At 39.6% G+C, this 19,251-nt stretch carries 22 protein-coding genes; 9 read left to right on the forward strand and 13 right to left on the reverse strand.

What is annotated here, in order from left to right; genetic code table 11:
• The first annotated feature begins 12 nt into the window (after positions 1 to 12).
• Positions 13 to 1,386, forward strand: coding sequence for a DUF2252 domain-containing protein (locus H6G28_RS05590; protein WP_190669513.1), 1,374 nt, complete (start codon positions 13 to 15; stop codon positions 1,384 to 1,386).
• 80 nt (positions 1,387 to 1,466) lie between these two features.
• Here H6G28_RS05590 and H6G28_RS05595 read toward each other — a convergent pair whose 3' ends face one another.
• Both H6G28_RS05595 and H6G28_RS05600 read right to left on the reverse strand, forming a co-directional pair.
• Complete coding sequence (locus tag H6G28_RS05595; protein ID WP_190589561.1) at positions 1,467 to 1,658, reverse strand: hypothetical protein; 192 nt, start codon at positions 1,656 to 1,658, stop codon at positions 1,467 to 1,469.
• Positions 1,651 to 1,875, reverse strand: a complete 225-nt coding sequence (locus H6G28_RS05600; protein ID WP_190589703.1) for a helix-turn-helix domain-containing protein — start codon at positions 1,873 to 1,875, stop codon at positions 1,651 to 1,653. The genes H6G28_RS05595 and H6G28_RS05600 overlap by 8 nt, the downstream gene beginning before the upstream one ends.
• Positions 1,876 to 2,029: 154 nt before the next feature.
• On the opposite strand from H6G28_RS05600, the gene H6G28_RS05605 reads away from it, so the two are divergent.
• Complete coding sequence (locus tag H6G28_RS05605; RefSeq protein ID WP_190669515.1) at positions 2,030 to 2,536, forward strand: hypothetical protein; 507 nt, start codon at positions 2,030 to 2,032, stop codon at positions 2,534 to 2,536.
• Between the two features lie 67 nt (positions 2,537 to 2,603).
• On the opposite strand, the gene H6G28_RS05610 is transcribed toward H6G28_RS05605, so the two are convergent.
• Positions 2,604 to 3,812: a NupC/NupG family nucleoside CNT transporter gene (locus tag H6G28_RS05610; protein WP_190669517.1), complete on the reverse strand. Its 1,209-nt coding sequence runs from the start codon at positions 3,810 to 3,812 to the stop codon at positions 2,604 to 2,606.
• 230 nt (positions 3,813 to 4,042) lie between these two features.
• Between H6G28_RS05610 and H6G28_RS05615 the strand changes: the two genes are divergently transcribed.
• A complete protein-coding gene (locus tag H6G28_RS05615; protein WP_190669519.1) occupies positions 4,043 to 4,315 on the forward strand; it encodes a peptidase in 273 nt (90 codons plus the stop codon).
• A 223-nt stretch (positions 4,316 to 4,538) separates the two neighbouring features.
• Here the strand turns inward: H6G28_RS05615 and modA are convergent, their stop codons facing one another.
• Entirely contained in the window at positions 4,539 to 5,333 is a 795-nt protein-coding gene (modA, locus tag H6G28_RS05620) for a molybdate ABC transporter substrate-binding protein (protein WP_190669521.1), read from the reverse strand.
• A 100-nt stretch (positions 5,334 to 5,433) separates the two neighbouring features.
• On the opposite strand from modA, the gene H6G28_RS05625 reads away from it, so the two are divergent.
• Complete coding sequence (locus H6G28_RS05625) at positions 5,434 to 5,883, forward strand: TOBE domain-containing protein (RefSeq protein ID WP_190669523.1); 450 nt, start codon at positions 5,434 to 5,436, stop codon at positions 5,881 to 5,883.
• A gap of 126 nt (positions 5,884 to 6,009) precedes the next feature.
• Here H6G28_RS05625 and H6G28_RS05630 read toward each other — a convergent pair whose 3' ends face one another.
• Positions 6,010 to 7,767 carry a sensor histidine kinase gene (locus H6G28_RS05630; RefSeq protein ID WP_190669525.1) on the reverse strand — a complete coding sequence of 586 codons (1,758 nt, stop codon included), beginning with the start codon at positions 7,765 to 7,767 and terminating at the stop codon, positions 6,010 to 6,012.
• 420 nt (positions 7,768 to 8,187) lie between these two features.
• On the opposite strand from H6G28_RS05630, the gene H6G28_RS05635 reads away from it, so the two are divergent.
• Both H6G28_RS05635 and H6G28_RS05640 read left to right on the forward strand, forming a co-directional pair.
• Positions 8,188 to 9,540 (forward strand): DUF697 domain-containing protein, encoded by a 1,353-nt coding sequence (locus H6G28_RS05635; protein WP_190669526.1) that lies wholly within the window; start codon positions 8,188 to 8,190, stop codon positions 9,538 to 9,540.
• A gap of 333 nt (positions 9,541 to 9,873) precedes the next feature.
• Positions 9,874 to 10,152, forward strand: coding sequence for a Calvin cycle protein CP12 (locus H6G28_RS05640; protein WP_190669528.1), 279 nt, complete (start codon positions 9,874 to 9,876; stop codon positions 10,150 to 10,152).
• On the opposite strand, the gene H6G28_RS05645 is transcribed toward H6G28_RS05640, so the two are convergent.
• The 3 genes from H6G28_RS05645 to H6G28_RS05655 form a co-directional block, all read right to left on the reverse strand.
• Positions 10,149 to 10,967 carry a TlyA family RNA methyltransferase gene (locus tag H6G28_RS05645; protein WP_190669530.1) on the reverse strand — a complete coding sequence of 273 codons (819 nt, stop codon included), beginning with the start codon at positions 10,965 to 10,967 and terminating at the stop codon, positions 10,149 to 10,151. The genes H6G28_RS05640 and H6G28_RS05645 overlap by 4 nt on opposite strands.
• The gene (locus tag H6G28_RS05650) at positions 10,968 to 11,402 is read right to left on the reverse strand and encodes a DUF29 family protein (RefSeq protein WP_190589551.1); all 435 of its coding nucleotides are present in this window, start codon (positions 11,400 to 11,402) and stop codon (positions 10,968 to 10,970) included. It abuts the gene before it with no gap.
• Between the two features lie 73 nt (positions 11,403 to 11,475).
• Complete coding sequence (locus H6G28_RS05655) at positions 11,476 to 11,952, reverse strand: hypothetical protein (RefSeq protein WP_190669532.1); 477 nt, start codon at positions 11,950 to 11,952, stop codon at positions 11,476 to 11,478.
• Between the two features lie 394 nt (positions 11,953 to 12,346).
• Between H6G28_RS05655 and H6G28_RS05660 the strand changes: the two genes are divergently transcribed.
• Positions 12,347 to 12,568: a hypothetical protein gene (locus H6G28_RS05660; protein WP_190669534.1), complete on the forward strand. Its 222-nt coding sequence runs from the start codon at positions 12,347 to 12,349 to the stop codon at positions 12,566 to 12,568.
• Positions 12,569 to 12,675: 107 nt separating this feature from the next.
• Here H6G28_RS05660 and H6G28_RS05665 read toward each other — a convergent pair whose 3' ends face one another.
• From H6G28_RS05665 to H6G28_RS05675, 3 genes are all read right to left on the reverse strand, one after another.
• Positions 12,676 to 14,031 (reverse strand): (Fe-S)-binding protein, encoded by a 1,356-nt coding sequence (locus tag H6G28_RS05665; RefSeq protein ID WP_190669535.1) that lies wholly within the window; start codon positions 14,029 to 14,031, stop codon positions 12,676 to 12,678.
• A gap of 249 nt (positions 14,032 to 14,280) precedes the next feature.
• Complete coding sequence (locus H6G28_RS05670) at positions 14,281 to 15,561, reverse strand: FAD-binding oxidoreductase (protein ID WP_190669538.1); 1,281 nt, start codon at positions 15,559 to 15,561, stop codon at positions 14,281 to 14,283.
• A gap of 256 nt (positions 15,562 to 15,817) precedes the next feature.
• The gene (locus H6G28_RS05675; RefSeq protein ID WP_190669540.1) at positions 15,818 to 17,161 is read right to left on the reverse strand and encodes an FAD-binding oxidoreductase; all 1,344 of its coding nucleotides are present in this window, start codon (positions 17,159 to 17,161) and stop codon (positions 15,818 to 15,820) included.
• A gap of 170 nt (positions 17,162 to 17,331) precedes the next feature.
• Between H6G28_RS05675 and H6G28_RS05680 the strand changes: the two genes are divergently transcribed.
• Both H6G28_RS05680 and H6G28_RS05685 read left to right on the forward strand, forming a co-directional pair.
• Positions 17,332 to 17,571 (forward strand): hypothetical protein, encoded by a 240-nt coding sequence (locus H6G28_RS05680; protein ID WP_190589545.1) that lies wholly within the window; start codon positions 17,332 to 17,334, stop codon positions 17,569 to 17,571.
• Positions 17,568 to 17,834 (forward strand): type II toxin-antitoxin system RelE family toxin, encoded by a 267-nt coding sequence (locus H6G28_RS05685; RefSeq protein ID WP_190589544.1) that lies wholly within the window; start codon positions 17,568 to 17,570, stop codon positions 17,832 to 17,834. Before H6G28_RS05680 ends, H6G28_RS05685 begins: the two co-directional genes overlap by 4 nt.
• Before the next feature lie 16 nt (positions 17,835 to 17,850).
• Here H6G28_RS05685 and H6G28_RS05690 read toward each other — a convergent pair whose 3' ends face one another.
• Entirely contained in the window at positions 17,851 to 18,198 is a 348-nt protein-coding gene (locus tag H6G28_RS05690) for a hypothetical protein (protein WP_190589543.1), read from the reverse strand.
• A gap of 227 nt (positions 18,199 to 18,425) precedes the next feature.
• Positions 18,426 to 19,241: an ABC transporter permease gene (locus tag H6G28_RS05695; RefSeq protein WP_190669542.1), complete on the reverse strand. Its 816-nt coding sequence runs from the start codon at positions 19,239 to 19,241 to the stop codon at positions 18,426 to 18,428.
• Positions 19,242 to 19,251: the final 10 nt, after the last annotated feature.

A 19,251-nucleotide genomic window follows, 5' to 3' on the forward strand; every position in this document is an offset into this window, starting at 1 on the left:
TCAGGCAAGTTTATGTTTAAAGTAATACAGACAATTGTCGTTTTGGTAATTGTAACTTTAGGGTTTGCATCTACGGCTAATGCGGCAAATCCTCGTCAAAGTTGGTTAGAAACTGAAATCTACCAATACAACCATCAATTTGCAACTCAACTACCTCAAGAATTAGCCACAAAAATGCAGAAAATGTCGGCTAGTCCTTTCGCCTTTTATCGCGGAACTGCTCATATCTTTTATCATGATATGCAGACATTACCTAGTTCAGCATTTGTTAATTCTTCCACCTCAGCTATTTGGTTAGAAGGTGATATGCACATGCAGAATCTTGGGGGAATGAGAGATAGTAATGATAACAATGTTTTTGATACTACCGATTTTGATGAAGGCTATCTTGGCCCCTACGTTTGGGACTTACGACGTATGGCGGTTTCGATTCTTTTAGCAGCTAAAGAAAATGGCCTTAGTTCTGCTGATGCTCAGGATGTTGTACGGAATTTTCTAGATAATTATCTCAACAAAATGAGCGACTTTAAGGGAACTAATGATGAATTATCTTACCGTTTAGACTCTGGTAATACAAACGACGTTGTGAAAGATTTAATTCAACAGGCTGCGAGTAAAAGTCGCTCTAGTTTATTAAACAAGTATACGCTGATAAATAGCAGTGGTAATCGCGTTTTTCAGACAACCTCTGAACTGCAAACTTTATCTAGCAGCACCTATTCTAGTATTAGTGCTGCGATGAGTAGTTATGTAGCTTCTATTCCTAGCAGTAAGCGATACAGCAATAGTTATTACAATCTCAAAGATATTCGGTTAAAATTAGGCTCAGGAACTGGTAGTCTTGGTAGATATAGATATTACTTGCTAATTGAAGGCCCTAGTTCTGCAACGGATGACGATCGCATTTTAGAAATGAAGCAAGAAACCAGCAGTGCAGTAGCAATTGCGGTTCCAGGTTTATTACCAAGTTCTGTATATAGTAGTCATGAAGGCGCAAGGGTAACAATTGCCGCAAAAGCAATGTTGGCTAACACTGATCCTTTAGTGGGCTATACTACTGTAAACAATCTCTTCTTTATGCTGCATGAAAAGTCGCCTTACCAGGAAGACTTTGACTATACCTTGCTTACCACCAAAACAAAATTCATGGATGCGATGGGATATGCAGGGAAAATTGTAGCTAAAAACCATGCTATTTCTGATAAGGATTATAATGATGCGATCGTTCCCTATAGCGTGGATAAAGAAGTAACTCATATTGTCAGTGGTAACAAAGCTGCATTTAAAAACGAAATTGTCAACTTTGCTGTAGACTATGCAACTCAAGTTGAATATGACTATGCAAGTTTTTTAAATGCTTTAAACCAAGGAGTAACACTTTACTAAGCATTTTGTTTTAGTTTCTCTCAATTTGCAAAACTACAAGATATCACCCTCCCAAATTACAGGAGGGTGATTTTTATAACTTAAACTTTGCGGTCTAAATATTTCTCGATAATCTTTTTGGCCTTACTTGCATCTTTCTCAAGCACAAATTCATAGAGTGCTGTATACCCTTGCATTTGCAAGAAACTGATAAAATCATCAAAAAAAGGTTTGTTTAAGTTAGCAACTATTACTAATTCCTTAAGGCGTATATTCTGTGGAATGCTATTCATCAAAAAACTCTCTCGGTGAAATACACAAAGCATCCGCAATTTTCTTAATATTTAGAAGGCTAACGTTCCTTTCCCCACGCTCAACACCTCCGATATAGCTTCTATCTAAGCCACATAAGTGTGCCAAGTCTTCTTGGGAAAGTTTACGAATACTTCGTAGGTAACGGAGACGTTCACCAAATTGTTTTCTAATATCTTTTTCGTTAGATGCTGTCATAGTCATCATTAAAAATGAAATGATGCTTTTAAGTCCACGGACTTTAAGTACCAATTGGGTAGTAAGAAGCATTACAGACTGTGATGTGTGCGATCGCTACCTTTGCCCCAATTGCTAAAATAGAACAGCAACAAATAGTCTAAGTATCCCAACAGTGCGAAGATATCAATTCTTTTATTTAATATTTTTTCTTACCTTAGCTGCTATTGTTAGCTTTTGTTTATTCACTGATGTTTCACCGTTGGTTAGTTGTGATAAGTGGAAATATTCTAGTAATTACCCACCAGAAAAATATTATGCTCATCCTGTAGATTTAGTGGTGACACCTTGGCGGGGACAACATAATGTATATGGGACATTTATTATTCCCAATGGTTATAAAAATGATGGTTTTTTTACTCTCACATTACCAGGAGATAAAACTTACTGCGGACAACTGTTAAATGTGAGTGGTTTTGTCATTCCTGGAATTTACCCAAAACCCAAAGAGCGCGTTCTTAGAGGATATTTAAATACTCGTATTGCGCTTTGGTTGATTTTGCAGGGACATATTAACGATTTAAAACAGCCAAACAATTGGAAACTAGGTTATTTCGAGAGCAAAAAAGTTAATAAAAATAGAGATAATGTTTATCACCATAGTAATACAAAACTGATATAAATAAGCATAGATTTATAACTTATTTTTGCCTTTTTACTTTTTACTTTTGCCTTATGTCAGTCATTTTTCAAACTAATACTCCCGCAATACAAGCAGTAATAAAACCTGCTAATAATCCGCCAATCATTGTCCTCACGCCCAAGCGAGCTAAGTCATGTTGGCGGTGAGGAGCCATACCTGTCAGTCCACCAATTGTAATGCCAATTGAGCCGATATTGGCAAAGTTGCATAATGCGTAAGTCGCAATAATTACGGCACGTTGAGAAATTTTGCCGTCTTGAATTAGCTGTTTTAAATCTAAGAAAGCAATAAATTCATTTAAAATTGTTTTTGTTCCTAATAGCGCCCCGACTTGTTGACAATCCTTCCACGGTACACCCATCAACCATGCTACAGGAGCCATCACAAAAGATAATATCAACTGTAAGGATAATTGCGGCAAATTTACAAGCGAACCAAACCAACCCAGTAAAGCATTTAAAGCCGCAAGTAATCCTAAAAAAGCAATAATCATTACCCCTACATTCACAGCTAATTTTACGCCATCAATAGCGCCTGTTGTAGCCGCATCAATGACGTTAACATAGTTGGTTTCGACATCAATTTTGGCTTGTCCTGCTGTTTGAGAAACTTCGGTTTCCGGGTACATTAATTTTGATACAACTAATGATGTAGGCGCAGTCATAAAAAAAGCTGCAATTAAATGTTCTGCGGGAATACCAAAGGAAAGATACGCACCTAAAACTCCACCAGCAATTGTGGCAAAACCACCTGTCATCACAGCATGGAGTTCGGATAAAGTCATACTGCCTATATATGGTTTAACCATCAGCGCAGCTTCTGTCGGCCCTAAAAAAATATTACCTGCACAAGATAACGATTCTGAACCTGATGTTTTCATCGTTTTAATCATTATCCAGGCAAGTATATTGACGACTCGCTGTAAAATTCCGTAGTAATACAAAACACTAATAAAAGCAGAGAAAAAGATAATAGTTGGCAGTACTTGAAAAGCAAATAAATGGTCTTTAAAATTTTCACCAAAGACAAATTTTGCACCAACATCAGAAAAAGCTAGAAAATTACTGATAATATCTCCCAAAGATTTAAATATATTTAAACCCCAAGGTGTTTTTAAAATTAGCAACGCAAAAATAAACTCTAATCCCAAACCCCAAGCTACTGTGCGCCAACGAACTGCTTGACGTTCTACAGATAAAGCATAAGAGATGCCAATAAAGACTAATATTCCCAGTATGGAGATAGCGCGTTCCATAATAACTGCCAAAAATGTATAGCTATCATACTCGGCTATCCAGCATACATAAAAATCTAACTTTTTTAACTTTTGTATTTGACTGTCTTGGGATCAAAGGAAAATGCGATCGCTCGTTAATTGAGAGTTAAACTCTATAAAAGCGCAAAGTTAAAAATTTTTAATAAAACTTCGGTATTAAACAATGGCAAAACTGATACCTTAAAACTTACCTTGTTCAAAAACAGTTTATGAATCGCATGTTTCGCCGCTATCATCGTCAGATAGCCATTATTCTGTGCTTGCCTTTATTTTTAACTGTATTAACGGGTATGGGTTATACCATAGCCCATGAATTGTTACACCAAGACGAGATAGGTCAATTCCTTTTAGGCTTGCATACCTTAGAAATCATTCATTTAGAAAAAATTTACCCACTTTTGAACGGCTTAGGGTTAGTTGGCTTATTGATTACTGGCGTAACTATGACGGGTTTATTCCGCAAACGAGCTTCACAAGAATGATTTTGTGGTTTTGGAGATTAACTTCTCTTCGCTAACTGTACTTGCAGTGTATTTATTAGGGTTTAGAGATGGTTTATCAAGTAAACTTTGGATTTTAGGGTACGTTAAGCGCAGATTCCGACCTACTTTATCACAAAATAAATCGCCTAACGTACCATCATAATTTGGCGGTGCGTTATGGCGGAAGTATAACGCACCCGAATTTTATTCCCGACTTCCTTTTTTAAGGCAGGATGAAGCCGTATTTTTTGAGTATCCCCTTAGCTTGACTGCTGGATAAAAATTGGCTAAATTCCTTGGCTGCACTGGCATTCTTAGTGCGTTTCACCACCGCCAGTGGATAAACTATCGGTGAGTGGTATTTCTCATCAGCCGCCACAACTACTTTTACTTTGTCAGAAATTTTAGCATCGGTGGCATATACTAACCCGGCATCAGCATTGCCACTTTCGACAGCCGCCAAAACTTGACGCACATTGTTGGCGTAAACCAGTTTAGAGCTTACTTGCCACCAAATATTTAACTTCTGTAAAACTTGCTGTGCATATTGACCAGCCGGAACGCTTCTGGGTTCACCAATAGCGATGCGCTTGATTTTCGGTTCTTTCAGATTGTAAAGGCTGGTGATGCCTGTAACATTTTTGGGTACAACTAGTACAAGGCGGTTTTTTGCCAAAACCGAGCGTGTCCCAGGAAGCAACAACCCTTTTTGTTCTAAAGCATCTACTTGCCTTTTTCCGGCGGAAATAAAAATATCTGCTGGTGCGCCTTGCTCAATTTGTTGTTGCAATGCCCCAGAAGCCCCAAAGTTATAATTGATGTTGACGTTGGGGTTACTTTGTTGATAAACCGGTTTAATTTCTTCCAGTGCATCTTTTAAACTAGCAGCAGCAGAAACAAGTAAAGTAACGTTCGACTGTGCTGTGACAACAGAAGGTACAATGAATGTTGAACAAACAGCAAGTAACAAACTAGCGAGTGCTGTGCCAAAAAAGGAAAGAACTTGTCTTCTTTTCATAGAAAAATGGTGTAGCAATAGATTCTTCTGCAATTTAATGGCGCTTGGTAGGATCATACCGAGCGTCATTCCAGTCTTTACCAACTGAATTGGTAACATTATGCCAAGAAAAGAACAAGGATGGATCACATTTCAAACATCAGAAGAGGAACGGAAAATTCTCGAAGAGTTTTGCCAGGACTCTCAACGCACGAAAACCGAGATTCTGCGGGAACTTGTGCGTGGTCTGAATAAACACCAAGCATCACGAGCCTCAATACCAACTTCCCAAACAACTACACAGGTAAATCAGGAAAATTCGGAAATACCTAATGTAGAAGTTGGTAGTTCTAAAAAGGCTTTAAAAGTTAGCTCCCGTAATATTCTCAAGGGTGTGGTGAAAAAAGTTGTCATTGGAGCTGTTAATTGTGAGGTGACACTAGAAATTGTTCACAGAGTAGAGCTAACCTCAATGATTACGAGAACATCTGCTGAAGAGTTGGGTATTGTTGCGGGAGAGGAAGCCTATGCAGTGATTAAATCTAACGATATTGTGATTGCTAGAGAATAAAAATGATGAGATTTATTTGATATATGAACAAGGGGGATAAGGTAGACAAGGGAAGGGAGACAAGGGAGACAAGGGGGAGATATTGATTAATCATTGAGGATTTGAGAAACAATCGTACAACCATTCCTACACCCGACTTCTGACTTCTGACTCCTCTGTTTGTACAGGAATTTGGATGATAAATTCGGTTCCTTGTTCAACGGTGGAATGACATACAATTTTGCCGCCGAGTTTTTCGGTGATAATTTGATAGCTAATTGATAAACCTAATCCTGTGCCTTTACCGACAGGTTTGGTAGTAAAAAAAGGGTCGAAGAGTTTAGCGCGAATACATTCAGCAATCCCAACTCCATTATCAGCGATCGCAACTTGCACCCAGTTAGCATCAATCATAGAAGTGCGAATGGTAATTTGGTTCGGGTTTTGCTGAATTTCTGACAAACATCGCCCTCTATTAGATTCTTCTAGGGCATCAATAGCGTTTGCCAAAATATTCATAAACACTTGATTCAGTTGTCCAGCGTGGCACTCAACTAAAGGCACAATACCATAGTCCTTAATTACCTGAATTTCTGGGTGTTTGCCTTGGGCTTTAAGACGATGGCTTAACAGTACCAAAGTGCTATCAAGACCTTCGTGAATCTCTACTTCTTTGATTTCTGCTTCATCCAAACGAGAAAAATTGCGTAGAGACAGCACAATCTGGCGAATTCGCTCAGTTCCCACCTGCATTGATTGGAGAATACTGGTTAAATCTTGGATGAGGAAAGGTAAATCGGCTGCTTGGAGTTTGGCTTGCAGGGTGGCTGGTGGGTCGGGATATTCTGTTTGATAGTCTTGGAACAAACTCACCAAATCTTGGATGTAGCTATCAAGGTGGCTGAGATTACCATGAATAAAGTTGACTGGGTTGTTGATTTCATGGGCAATTCCGGCTACCATCTGCCCCAATGCTGACATTTTTTCGCTTTGAACTATTTGGGTTTGGGTTGTTTGTAGTTGAGTGAGGGCTTGTTGTAAGTCGGTAATTGCTTGTTCGAGGCGGTCTGACTGGATGAATGTAACTTGCTCAGAAACATCTAATAACTGTGTGAGTGTGGCAATTTGAGAATTTAACTGTGCAATTTTGCGATCGCCCACAGAAGTCACTGGTAAAGAATCTACAAAGGTTTTACCATCATCAAAGGGTAGTAGTGCAGTTTTCACACTTAATGCTAAGGGACGTAGCAAATCTACAGTTGTATGGGAAATTGCCACTTTTAAAAACATCATCACCACAAACATATTTCCTGAAGGCAAAATCCCGCCAAAACCCACCACCGATTTAATGTTGAAGGGAATCACAAATTCATGTTGTGCGGGGATATGGGGACTACCGAGCGCATCAGGAATGTGAAAGACGTTGTACATCTGCTGTTCTATATCAACCATCAACGATGGATCAGGCTTGATGACTGTACCTGGATCGAGTCCTAGTTGGTGAATTAGTTGTGAAACCATTGGAATACTAGCGATCGCATTTTCATTCGCCAAGGGAATTGCTTGGTGTCCACGGGATTCATAACGAGAATTCCATTCTGGCTGCTCACCAACCGTTGCCAACAAAGTTAAACACTTCAAATCAGGTAAAATCTCACCATCACCCAACAATTCACGAGCCGATGCTTGTAGTTTTGGAGTCAAATCACCATAAGAATGGGTTTTGAATAATCTAATCAAAGCGCAAGATTGATTTTGGGTTTTGTCATCAACTAAGCTTTCATATAAATAATTAATAATGGCTCTACCAGCTTCTTCCATTGTTGTCACATTCTGCCCTAGCTGGCGTAACGCTAAACCACATTCAGACATATTTCTGAGTGTGAATTGATTGAGGTTGTACATGACAAAACCTTTCTACCAAAACTACATTTACAATTTGCGTGGAGTTTATATTTCCCCAATTTCTAGCTGTAAATTTTGGTCTTTATGCAATTTTTACTGAAAATTTATACGCTAAGGTATATCTATGAAAGAACCCGGAAATAATGAATTCTTGTTAACGAGGCAGGAGGCAGTAAGGAAACGGATTGTAGCATTGTTTACCTTGCCCAACTTAAGTTCATGTTTTCATACAGACTTACTTAAATTCACGGGACTTAGTAATGACACTGTATTTCTTCCACTGTGCGTCTCGAAATATACATTAGTTATTCATCAATCCTGAGACCTTTTTAGTATTGGAAAGAATTATTTTCGCAACCCTTTTGCCTTCTGCCTTGATCTGTAAACATATTATTTTCACCCTTAAGTCAAGCAAACGCTGTGCGTAATAACCTGGAAGAAACTCATTTAAACCGCGCCCGTGCTAGTCTCCGACAAGCATTATCTTGGTATGGATATCTTCGCAAGTCAGGGCAGTTATCATCTAACCCAGAATTGGCAGGTTTGGTCAAGCCAGAATTAGACGCTTTAAATGCCACACTCAGTAAACTAGACGCGAATTTAATTAAAATTGCGGTGTTTGGTTTGGTGAGTCGGGGAAAATCCGCAGTCTTAAATGCTTTACTGGGAGAGAAGATTCTGCAAACTGGCCCTTTAAACGGGGTGACTCAATGGCCGAGGTCTGTGCGATGGCAACCACCAGGCGGTAAAATTATTGTCGAATTAATTGATACACCAGGATTAGATGAAATTGCGGGGGAAGCACGGGCGAAAATGGCGCGGGAAGTGGCGCGTCAGGCAGATTTAATTTTATTTGTAGTTTCTGGTGATATTACGCGGACAGAATATCAAGCGTTACTAGATTTACGTCAGGCGCAAAAACCGTTGATTTTGGTGTTTAACAAAATTGACCTTTACCCAGATACAGACAGAGGCGCAATTTATCGCAATTTACAACAACTGGGCGCAGGAAATCCCCAAGCGCCGCCTTTGTTACCTGATGAAATTGTCATGGTGGCGGCGGAACCTGCACCAATGGAAGTGCGGGTAGAATGGCCGGATGGACGTGTGAGTTATGAATGGGAAACTCTACCACCAGAAATTACCGAACTCCAGCAAACATTACTCAAGATTCTCAATCGTGAAGGTAGGTCACTTCTAGCGTTAAATGCACTCGTTCAAGCCAGGGACGCGGAAGCAAAAATCGCGCAAAAAACTCTAGATTTACGTGAAAAAGAAGCAGAAGAAATTATCTGGCAGTTTACTAAATATAAAGCGTTAGCAGTAGCATTAAATCCGATCGCAGTTTTAGATATTCTCGGTGGAACCGTGGCTGATTTAGCTTTAATTCGGGCTTTGGCCAGGTTGTATGGTTTACCGATGACTAGCTATGAAGCAGGGAAAATTCTCAAAACGATTTTAATGAGTTCTGGCGGTTTGTTGCTAGGAGAATTAGGCAGTAGTTTTGTATTAGGATTAGGTAAAAGTACTGCGGCGATCGCTAGTGGTGATAATCCAGTCAATATTACTAGTTTTGCTGGCAGTGCGATCGCTCAAGCGGGAATTGCTGGTTATGGTGCTTATGCTGTTGGTAAAGCCGCCCAAGTTTATCTCGAAAAAGGCTGCACTTGGGGACAATTAGGCGCGAGTACCGTAATTCAAGAAATTCTTTCGCAAGTTGACCAAAATACAATTCTGTATCGGTTGCAACAAGAATTAGGTTTAAAGTATTGAGAATTTCTAAGAATTATTTCCCTAATTGTTGCTGTTCATCAGCCTTCATCAACTTGTATCAAATTCTGCTGATAATTGCGCTAGATTCCTAATTTACAATGCACCATAAAAGGGTGAAGGGAAGAATTCAGAATCCAGAATTCAGAAGTCAGAATGTTTTATTAACCATAATTCAGGCTTTTTACCTTTTTGCATCAAAAATGACAAGAGGGAAAACCCAATCAATTTAGTTTATTAACAGAGGGTGTTCCCCACAGCAATTTTTTTTGAGTTTATCTAAACTGAAAGTATTGGCTCCTACACTCTATCCCAGTAAACAAAGGTAGATTTATCATGACAGCAACCTACGACAGATTCGATACCGTACAGCAATCTGAGCAAAATGGCTCTAAAACCATCGAGCAAGCAATTTTAGAAGCCATCTCCGAAGCTCGTTCAACTTGTGAAACCAATGGCGATGGCTCTCCTAACTGTGCTGTAGCTTGGGATATCGTTGAAGAATTACAAGCGGAAAAAGCGCATCAACAACAAGCAAAACACCGGAAAACTTCTCTAGAAAGCTTCTGTGATACCCATCCAGACGCTTTAGAATGTCTCATGTACGATGTTTAATTCTCCCGTAAATCAGTTATTGCTGATTTCGTCAGTTGTTTAATTAGCTCTAAATTTGGCGGTGGTGTTTCACTTTCCATCCCTAACCATAAAAGATATTCCACATTCCCAGCCGGGCCTGTAATGGGCGACCAAGTTAAGCCTTTGTATTTCCAGCCTAATTGATCTGCGGCTTGTAATACCTGAAAAATCGCATCAGCTTGGTCGTCAGAATCGCGTACTACACCTTTTTTGCCAACACGGGATTTTCCCACCTCAAATTGTGGCTTGACTAATAAAACCGCTTCACGGGGAGCTTGAGTTAATTGCCACAGTGCAGGCAAAATCTTGGTTAAGGAAATAAACGACACATCTACCACCGCCAAATCGGGAATGCGATCGCCTCCAGCGTATAATTGTTGGGGCTGTAATTGGCGTAGATTTGTCCGTTCTCGCAAAATCACCCGCGCATCATTTCGTAAGCGCCAATCAACTTGGCCATAACCAACATCAATACCATAAACTAAGCTGGCTCCAGCTTGCAGCAGACAGTCAGTAAAACCGCCTGTAGAAATTCCCCCATCTAAACAAATTCTTCCATCGGTAGGAATCGCAAATAATTCCAAAGCTTTTGCTAGTTTATCGCCACCACGAGACACAAAGCGCGATCGTTCTTTGACTTTGATTTGCGCCGCTATATCTACTTCTGTCCCTGGTTTATCAATTATCTGCTGATTAACAGTCACTTCTCCCGCTTGAATGAGTCTTTGTGCTAAAGCACGAGAAGCGCATAAATTTAACTCTACTAATAATGTATCCAGCCTTTGTTTAACCAATTAATCTGCTTCTCCTGGTAAAATTAAATCTAAACCATAATTAATAATTTCTTCACTGTTAATTAGCTTTTCTAATTCTTCGGGTTCATAACGTCCTTCTTCTACTTCTAAAGAAGCTTGATCAATAGCATTTAAATAAGCTTCGGTTAACGTTTCTCTTAATTCTTCCGGGGTGAGGTAATATCCTCCTGCTTTCCGGCGTTTATTTTCTCGTTGAATTTCTCGAATTGAATTCCGAATAGAAACATCCCAAGAACGAGTTGAGCGATTTTCAGCTTGTTGTTTAATCAGATGTAGCAGCAAAATCACTGCATAACTCCGAATTGTTTTGATAATATCATTGCGGCTCATTTCCTCTAATTCTTCGACAACAATTAATGCTTCTGGAATATTACCTTTAAGCAACAATTCTTTGAGATTTAATAATTCTTCCATAATTAGTACCTCAAAAAAGACGTTGCAATGCAACGTCTTTACATCTAAATTATTACATCAAAATTTGAATTTACTAATCTAAACCATCATTACCTACAGCCGCCCTGACAAGTGCTGCAAATTCATCCAGTGTTAAATTACCATACCTGAGCCTTTCGACTATGGCTCCTCGAATAGAACCTTCTGGTGTTGTATAAGGTAGGGCAAATAACCCTCCTGTGTGGAGTGTAATGCTTGGTGTGGAAATATGAGTAATTGGATCTATATATGAAACTCCTGTAACTGTATAGCTACCATTGAATCCTGCAAAAAAGGTACCTGTAGGTGGATTTATTTGAGCAGCAACAGTGGATAAATAGGCACCAGGAGTAACATATACTACTGCACCCGCAAAGGAACCTGCATCTCCTGAAGAAAAATCAGCGATGGGGTCTTCTATTAATACTTGTGCTGATGCGGGGTTAGATATGCAGGTGAAGCAGCCAATTAATCCTGTCAGAAATATACCTGCTTGCCAAAAAAATCCAGCAGAACGAGAATTTAACATCATGTGATAAAGTCCTTGGTTTGGAGAAATTAAGTCTTGCTTGCTGGATGTTGTTTATGCAAATCAGTTGTTTTAAGTTTTGTCTTAGGCGCTGAATTTTAAATAATTGGGATAACTAATAAGATATAAGCTTTTGGGGATTTTAGCTAAGAATTTATAACCAAAAATGTAAATTTAAAAGACATAAACAAAAGTAACGATAATCTATTTACCGTTAGTGATGTTAGGCGATCGCGTTTGTTATGATGTAAGTTAATTATTAAAGTATTTATGGCTGTCAGCACTAAAAATCGGCGGAAAATTGTAATTAATAATCGTAGATTTATCTGGTATGTAAAAGATGACCCAGATTCAACTGATTTTGTCTTACACATAATTTCTGAAAATAAAAATTTTATTGTTAAATATCATTTACAGCAGCCTATATTTAATTATCCTTGGTAAAGAATTTCCTGGGCTACCAGATGCAGGTAATAAATGGATTCGCGTACTTTGTCCACAATGGGAAATAGATTCGATTATTACTCCATCATCTGTGCGCCAGTTAATTGAATGGTGTCTTTTTCGTGAACGTGAATTAATCAGAGTTAACTGGCTAGGACAACAGGCAACAACTTAGACTGATGTAGGTTGGGTGGAGGAACGTAACCCAACATTCACGCATACTTTGTTGGGTTACGCTATCGCTACACCCAACCTACTATTCTAGTCGCCAAGGCGGTGAAATCACAATCTCAACTGCAAACCCTGAATTGCATAATCTAACAACTCCATTGGGTGCATCACCGCAATATTTTTACCTTGCAATTCTAAATGCTTGGTAATTTGTAAAGCACAACCAGGATTCGGAGAAGCAATTAAATTAGCACCAGTATTTAATAAATTTTGTACCTTTTGCTTACCTAATTCCTCTGCGACTTCTGGTTGCAATAGGTTATAAACCCCAGCACTACCACAACACAAAGCTGCGTCTAAAGGTTCTCGTAAAGTCACGCCAGGAATTTGACGTAATAATTGACGCGGTTGCAAACTAATTTTTTGTCCATGTAATAAATGACAAGCATCTTGATAAACCAAAGTTAGAGGTTTATCTGTAATTGGTGATAGTTTAGCTGTTAAGCCAACAGTTGCTAAAAATTCTTGTGCATCTTTGACTTTAGCTGCAAAATTCTCCGCCTTTTCTCGATATTCTGGATCATCAGCTAAAATGTGACCGTATTCTTTTAATGTATGTCCACAACCGGCAGCGTTGATAATAACAAAATCTACATCAGTATCAGCGAAACTATCAATCATTTGTCTGGCTAAAGCTTTGGCTTGTTCTGTTTGTCCTTGGTGTTCAGGAAGTGCAGCACAACAACCTTGCGATTTAGGAATCACAACTTCACAACCATTTGCTGTTAATACTCGCACTGTCGCTTCATTCACAGGGGAGAAAAACAGCCGTTGCACACATCCCAAAATCATGCCGACTCGATAGCGTTTTGTACCTTTAGCGGGAATAATATCTGGTAAATTATCTTGAAATGATTTGGCGGTGATTTGTGGCAGAATTGATTCCATTGCTGCCAATCGTGGTGAGATATTTTTGAGAATGCCAGTTGCTTGTAATAATTTAGAAAATCCCAACTTTTGATAAACAAATAATGGTACAAGTAAAATGCGTAAAATATCTGGGTTGGGAAATAAAGCAAATATTAATTGACGTATAAGTTTATCTGGTAAACTGCGGGAATAATTACGTTCAACTTGATGACGGGTGGCGGAAATTAATTTGTCATATTGTACGCCTGAAGGACAAGTTGACACACAAGCAAGACAACCTAAACAACTATCAAAATGTTCAACTGTGGCTGTATTGAGGGCAATTTCACCTTCATTAATTGCATCCATCAGATATATACGTCCTCTAGGGGAGTCCATCTCTTTCCCAATGACGCGATAACTAGGACAGGTTGAAAGACAAAATCCACAATGTACACAAGTATCAATTAATTTTGGGTCAGGTGGATGATTATTATCAAAGCCTTGTAAATTTTTGATACTAGCTGTATTGTTAACAGAATTTTCTGAAACTTGCATATTTCCTCTATGAGTAGAAAGAAAAGTATTGGGCGAATAGAATTCGCTACTACACAAGCAAAGTCCACCTACGTGGACTAACACAAAATCAAGGTTTTCAAACCCACGTAGGTGGGTTTCGTCTGTGTAGCCGCGATTTCCAATCGCCCGGTGAGTAATAATTTAGACTTTCCAAATATCCTCTGAGTGCTGAGTAAACATACTGGACTATGAAATAAGTTTTATCAGGACTTTCTTGGCGGTAGTTAGTTAAATTCCACCGACAAATCGACCCGGACTTAAAATATTTTGGCTATCAAATTGTGCTTTAATGCGGCGCATCAAGGGCAAAGCGTTACCGAGGTTGCCCCAAACATCAATATTTTGCTTGACTGTTGCAGGTGCAGTTAAAATAGATAAGAAACCTTGATGATTTTGAGTGCGATCGCGCAATTTTAAAACTTGACTTTTCTCCTCTAATTGTAGCCAACCCAAACCGCTACTAATATGAACTAAACCAATGTTCACTTGATTTAAAATCTCCACAGCCGCGCTTGGTAACACTCCTATTTTGCAAGTAATTGCCGAATCTGTGTCAGGAGATTTGATTTGGTTTTGTAATCTCTGCCATAGATTGGTATCATCTGCATCGGCGTATACTGCCCCATTTAAACCCAACTTTGTACCGACTTCCAAAAGGCGGTTTGATTGTTCTTTGACACTTTCACTAATACTTTGAAAACGGGCAATTAATCCTAATCCTGTACCTAAACCTAAATTAGATACAAGTTGTGCAGATAGTAAATCAGCTTGGGTTGGTGTTAACGCTGAACCTCGCAATATAGAAGCAGCTTGAGATATGGCCTCTGCTGTTCCAGTTAACACCACAGTACCCGCTACTTCTTGCATCGGATACACGCGAAAAGTGACTTGACTAATAATTCCTAATGTGCCGTAAGACCCAGTAAACAACTTCATCAAGTCATAGCCAGCAACGTTTTTAACAACTCGTCCACCAGCTTTGGCAATTTGTCCATCCGCACGTACAAAGGTAATACCAAGTAACTGGTCGCGGACACTTCCATAACGTTGTCGCAGAGAACCTGTATCACCAGTAGCTACAATACCACCAATAGTTGCTGTTTCTGGGTCTGTGGGGTCAAGGGCAAGAAATTGGCGTGATTTTGCCAAAATTCTTTGGAGTTGGGCGAATTTCATCCCGGCTTCGACTGTAATAGTCAAATCTCCCACCGCATGTTCGATGAGTTGGTTAATTCGTTCTGTACTGACAACAATATCAATACCTTTGGCTAAACCACCCCAGTTCAGTTTACTACCACTCCCACAAGGCAGGACTCGCCACTGATTTTGATGGGCGGTGGCCATGACTTGAGATAGTTGTGTTTGAGTGTGGGGATAGACAATACAAGGGGAATTTACGGCAGATGTCGCCTGTTGAATAGATTTTTGTTGACTGGCTGCGAGATTTTCCCAAAGAACAATATTTTCTTCGCCAACAATAGATGCAATATCGGTTGCAATACCTTTCATTAGTTTAAGTAGTTCAGTGTTAAAAATTATCGTTATGGCAAGGCTGGAAAAGTCAAAAGTAAAAAACCAAAAGTCAAAAGTATTCTTAATTTTTGCCCTTCGGGTGCGCCATTTGCTTTATGCCGGGAAACCCGTCCACCGCAATGGCTTACTTTTTACTTTTGCCTTTTGACTTACCGCTATGCAGTTAGGGCAGGAGGCAGGGGAAGAGTTTTTACTCAGCACTCACACTTCGACTCCGCTCAGTGTACAGCACTCAGCACTCAAAACTCAGCACTTTACTCTTACCAGGATTCATTAACCCATAAGGGTCAACCATTTCTTTAAATTTCAACTGTTCAGGGTCAATTACTTTTCTGCCACCGTCTTCAATAATATAGGTATGAGGGTTGGCAATAAACACACCTTTAGCTTCGTGATACTCGATAATTTCATTCAGGCGTGCTTCGGTTGTGTAACGTACAAGTTGTAAAGCCGCAGGTATAGCTTGTCCGTTGACGCGAATAAATTCTAAGTGCATCATCACTTCATCACCGAAATAATGATAAAGCTCTTCTACTAGTTCTAAACCTTTGTCGGCAGGGAAGATAGATTGCAAGTAGGTGATGGAAGTATCAACGCTGCGGGCGTGTAAGGTGGTGTGGTTCCAGGTAAACTCAGCTAAATTGATTCCTTTACCTGCTTCTTGGGCTGGCTTTTGATAGGTAATTTGACCGTTGTATTGCTGTACCAAACCCGGTAATAGTTCTAAACTTGGTTCTGCAATCATTAATAAGGCTGCATGAGTATCAACAGGAATATATTGATGTAAGGCGCTAAAGTATTCTGGGATGGGTGAAGCGAAGATAGAGATTAATTTTTTGATCATCCCATCGGCGTTACCTAATGCCTGACCAAATTTAGCGGCTGTCATAAAGTCGTTAAAGGTGACAATAACTTCCGCCCAAGGATAAGCAGTGCCTAAAGGAATTTCAACTTCGGTGATAATGCCGTTAATTCCCCAAGCATGGTTGACTTTCTGCACATCGTCACCACGCAGTTCGATGATACGGGGTTCTTTTTCTAAAGTTACCACGCGCAATGCCAAAAGATTACCGCGATCGCCAAGTAACCCATACTGTATCGAACCAATACCACCACTCCCTCCAGCGATAAAGCCCCCAATAGTTGCTGTGCGGTAGGTTGAGGGTGCCATCCGCATTTCCCAGCCAATTTCTCGTGCTTTTTTATCTAAGGCTGTCAATTTCACCCCAGCTTGTACCCGCCCTACCCCTGGCTTTACCCAGAGAATTTCTTGCATTTTGGTCATGTCTAAAATTACGCCACCGTACATCGGTACGCATTGCCCATAGTTCCCAGTTCCCGCACCGCGCACAGTTACTGGTATGCGTAATTCGGCACATATCGAGGCTGCTTTTATGACTTCTTCTTCGTTAGCAGGACGGACAACAATATCCCCGACTTTGCCTGCTAATTTGGGTACAAGCACAGGGCTAAATGTGTGGTAATCCTGGGATAATTTGGCTACTTGGTTGGGGTCAGTGATAGTTTCGATATCTGTAAAAGCAGCAGTGAGTGTTTCTAAATCGGTAGTTGCCATAGTCTTTTATTAACGCAGAGTAGCGCGGAGGTAGGCGGAGAATTGATCTCTCTGCTCCTCTAGACGCTGTAATAATTGAGTTGTAATGTCATTTCTTTAATATAAGGTCTGATAGGTCTCTAATAACAAAATTAAGTTAGCATCATTGTTGTGAGCAACTAAATATGAAAATGAAAACTGAACAAGAACGTGAACAATTAATCAAAGCAATCAATGTACTTTTGCATCAAGCTTATGATAGTACTCTAGATGAGATTTACGCTCTATTGCAAAAAATCGAAGATGAAGCAGAAGAAAATGATTTACAAGCCTATTATGCTGCAAAGAGTGATGTTGAAAATAATACTCTGATTGCTTGGGAGGAAATTAAACAAGAAATCGCTAATGAAAAAAACAAGGATGTTGCGTGACTTACGAAGTTAAATTTACAAAGAGTGCGAGGAAAAGCTTTAAAAAACTATCTCCAGAAGTACAAGAACGTATCCAAATCAAGATAGATGAATTGGTAATAGAACCTCGTCCTAACGGAGTAAAAAAGTTAAAAGGTGAAGAAAACTTATATCGAATTAGAGTCGGTGATTACCGTGTTATCTATGAGATTTTTGATGATGTTTTATTGGTAAGTGTGGTAGAAGTAGGACATCGTAGTAATATATACAAGGATGAAAGTTAATTACTTTCTGTCCAAACTATCTCGGACATTGACGTTCTTCCTCAGTTCCTAAACTGTCTGCCCAGTAGCGCACACGGCTATGCGCTACTCCTGAACCTGTGCGGCGGTAAGTTTCGAGGGCAGATAGACTTTGTTGAAGCATTTGGGCTTCAGTAAGAGGTTGAAAATTTAATGCTGTGTCTATTTCACCAACTTCAAATGATTCTGGTGTCGTTTGAGTAGCTTGATTTACCAGTAACTGCTCAAAATCTGCTAAATCTCCTGATGAACTAGTCAGCCATGTTAATAGGAGAGTCTTTACCTGTTCTCCAGGTAATGTTTCAAGATGTTCTAAAATTTGCTGTCTAAGGTTGCTTGCTGTCATAGCTCTACTATTAAGTACGATATTTATGATTTAACTCTGCTCTAATGTTAGCTAAAACAAGAGAATCAGTGAGGTAAAAGTCAAGAGTAATTAACCGCCGATGGACGCGGATTAACGCAGATGAGTTTGTACATTAGCAGACTAGTAAAAGCGATCGCAATTCTCAAGGCTTATAAATATCTCTCTCCCTTGTCTCCCTTGTCTTTAAAGTAAGACTACTGTATATACTAATTTTCATATTTCACGGCGCTTTCGTGCCATTTACTTAATATAAAATCTGATAGATAACTGAGGCTGACAAATATTAATACACCCAAGCCAGTGGTGAGAAATAAGGCGGCAAACATTCGCGGAATTTGCAGGTTATAGCTAGAAATCAGGATACGGTAGGCAATGCCGGATTTTGCCCCACCAGTCCCGGCGACAAATTCTGCGACGACAGCACCTATTAAGGCTAAACCACCGCTAATTTTTAACCCGCCTAAGAAATAAGGCATAGCACTGGGTAAACGCAGATACCAAAGAGTTTGCCAGCGTGAAGCTTTGTAGAGTTGAAAGAGGTTGAGTAAGTTGCGGTCAACGCTGTTGAGTCCCAGAGTAGTGTTAGAGACGATGGGGAAAAATGCAACTATCCAAGCACAGACTACAAGGGCGGCGAAGGTGTTGTTTTTGAACCAGAGGATGATCAGGGGTGCGATCGCTACTATCGGCGTTGTCTGTAAAATGACGGTATAGGGAAATAAACTTTTTTCTATCCACTTACTTTGGGTAAATAAAATCGCCATTAATAAGCCAGAAAGCACAGCCGCAATAAAAGCCACCACTGTAATTTGTAACGTAATTAATAACGAAGGAAATAACTCGTTCCAATCAGCAATTAGTGTTTGCAATACTAATAACGGCCCAGGCAAAATATAAGGTGGTAAATTAGTGACTCGTACCAAAATATCCCACAGCAGTAACACTAACACCCCAACTACAACAGGTGCTAAAGTCTCAGCGTCAATCAACTTACTTTGTATCTTCTTATCAAAAATTTTCATCAGCGTTCAT

The organism is Nostoc sp. FACHB-190 (assembly GCF_014696905.1).
Taxonomy (GTDB): domain Bacteria; phylum Cyanobacteriota; class Cyanobacteriia; order Cyanobacteriales; family Nostocaceae; genus Nostoc_B.

Bases quoted from the DNA above. Each gene is read 5' to 3' on its own strand.
- H6G28_RS05640 (WP_190669528.1), top strand. From the start codon at position 9,874: ATGACAGCAACCTACGACAGATTCGATACCGTACAGCAATCTGAGCAA.
- H6G28_RS05680 (WP_190589545.1), top strand. From the start codon at position 17,332: ATGAAAACTGAACAAGAACGTGAACAATTAATCAAAGCAATCAATGTA.
- modA (WP_190669521.1), bottom strand. From the start codon at position 5,333: ATGAAAAGAAGACAAGTTCTTTCCTTTTTTGGCACAGCACTCGCTAGT.
- H6G28_RS05670 (WP_190669538.1), bottom strand. From the start codon at position 15,561: ATGAAAGGTATTGCAACCGATATTGCATCTATTGTTGGCGAAGAAAAT.
- H6G28_RS05590 (WP_190669513.1), top strand. From the start codon at position 13: ATGTTTAAAGTAATACAGACAATTGTCGTTTTGGTAATTGTAACTTTA.
- H6G28_RS05630 (WP_190669525.1), bottom strand. From the start codon at position 7,767: ATGTACAACCTCAATCAATTCACACTCAGAAATATGTCTGAATGTGGT.
- H6G28_RS05665 (WP_190669535.1), bottom strand. From the start codon at position 14,031: ATGCAAGTTTCAGAAAATTCTGTTAACAATACAGCTAGTATCAAAAAT.
- H6G28_RS05615 (WP_190669519.1), top strand. From the start codon at position 4,043: ATGAATCGCATGTTTCGCCGCTATCATCGTCAGATAGCCATTATTCTG.
- H6G28_RS05600 (WP_190589703.1), bottom strand. From the start codon at position 1,875: ATGACAGCATCTAACGAAAAAGATATTAGAAAACAATTTGGTGAACGT.
- H6G28_RS05610 (WP_190669517.1), bottom strand. From the start codon at position 3,812: ATGGAACGCGCTATCTCCATACTGGGAATATTAGTCTTTATTGGCATC.
- H6G28_RS05690 (WP_190589543.1), bottom strand. From the start codon at position 18,198: ATGACAGCAAGCAACCTTAGACAGCAAATTTTAGAACATCTTGAAACA.
- H6G28_RS05595 (WP_190589561.1), bottom strand. From the start codon at position 1,658: ATGAATAGCATTCCACAGAATATACGCCTTAAGGAATTAGTAATAGTT.
- H6G28_RS05655 (WP_190669532.1), bottom strand. From the start codon at position 11,952: ATGATGTTAAATTCTCGTTCTGCTGGATTTTTTTGGCAAGCAGGTATA.
- H6G28_RS05695 (WP_190669542.1), bottom strand. From the start codon at position 19,241: ATGAAAATTTTTGATAAGAAGATACAAAGTAAGTTGATTGACGCTGAG.
- H6G28_RS05650 (WP_190589551.1), bottom strand. From the start codon at position 11,402: ATGGAAGAATTATTAAATCTCAAAGAATTGTTGCTTAAAGGTAATATT.
- H6G28_RS05675 (WP_190669540.1), bottom strand. From the start codon at position 17,161: ATGGCAACTACCGATTTAGAAACACTCACTGCTGCTTTTACAGATATC.
- H6G28_RS05625 (WP_190669523.1), top strand. From the start codon at position 5,434: ATGCCAAGAAAAGAACAAGGATGGATCACATTTCAAACATCAGAAGAG.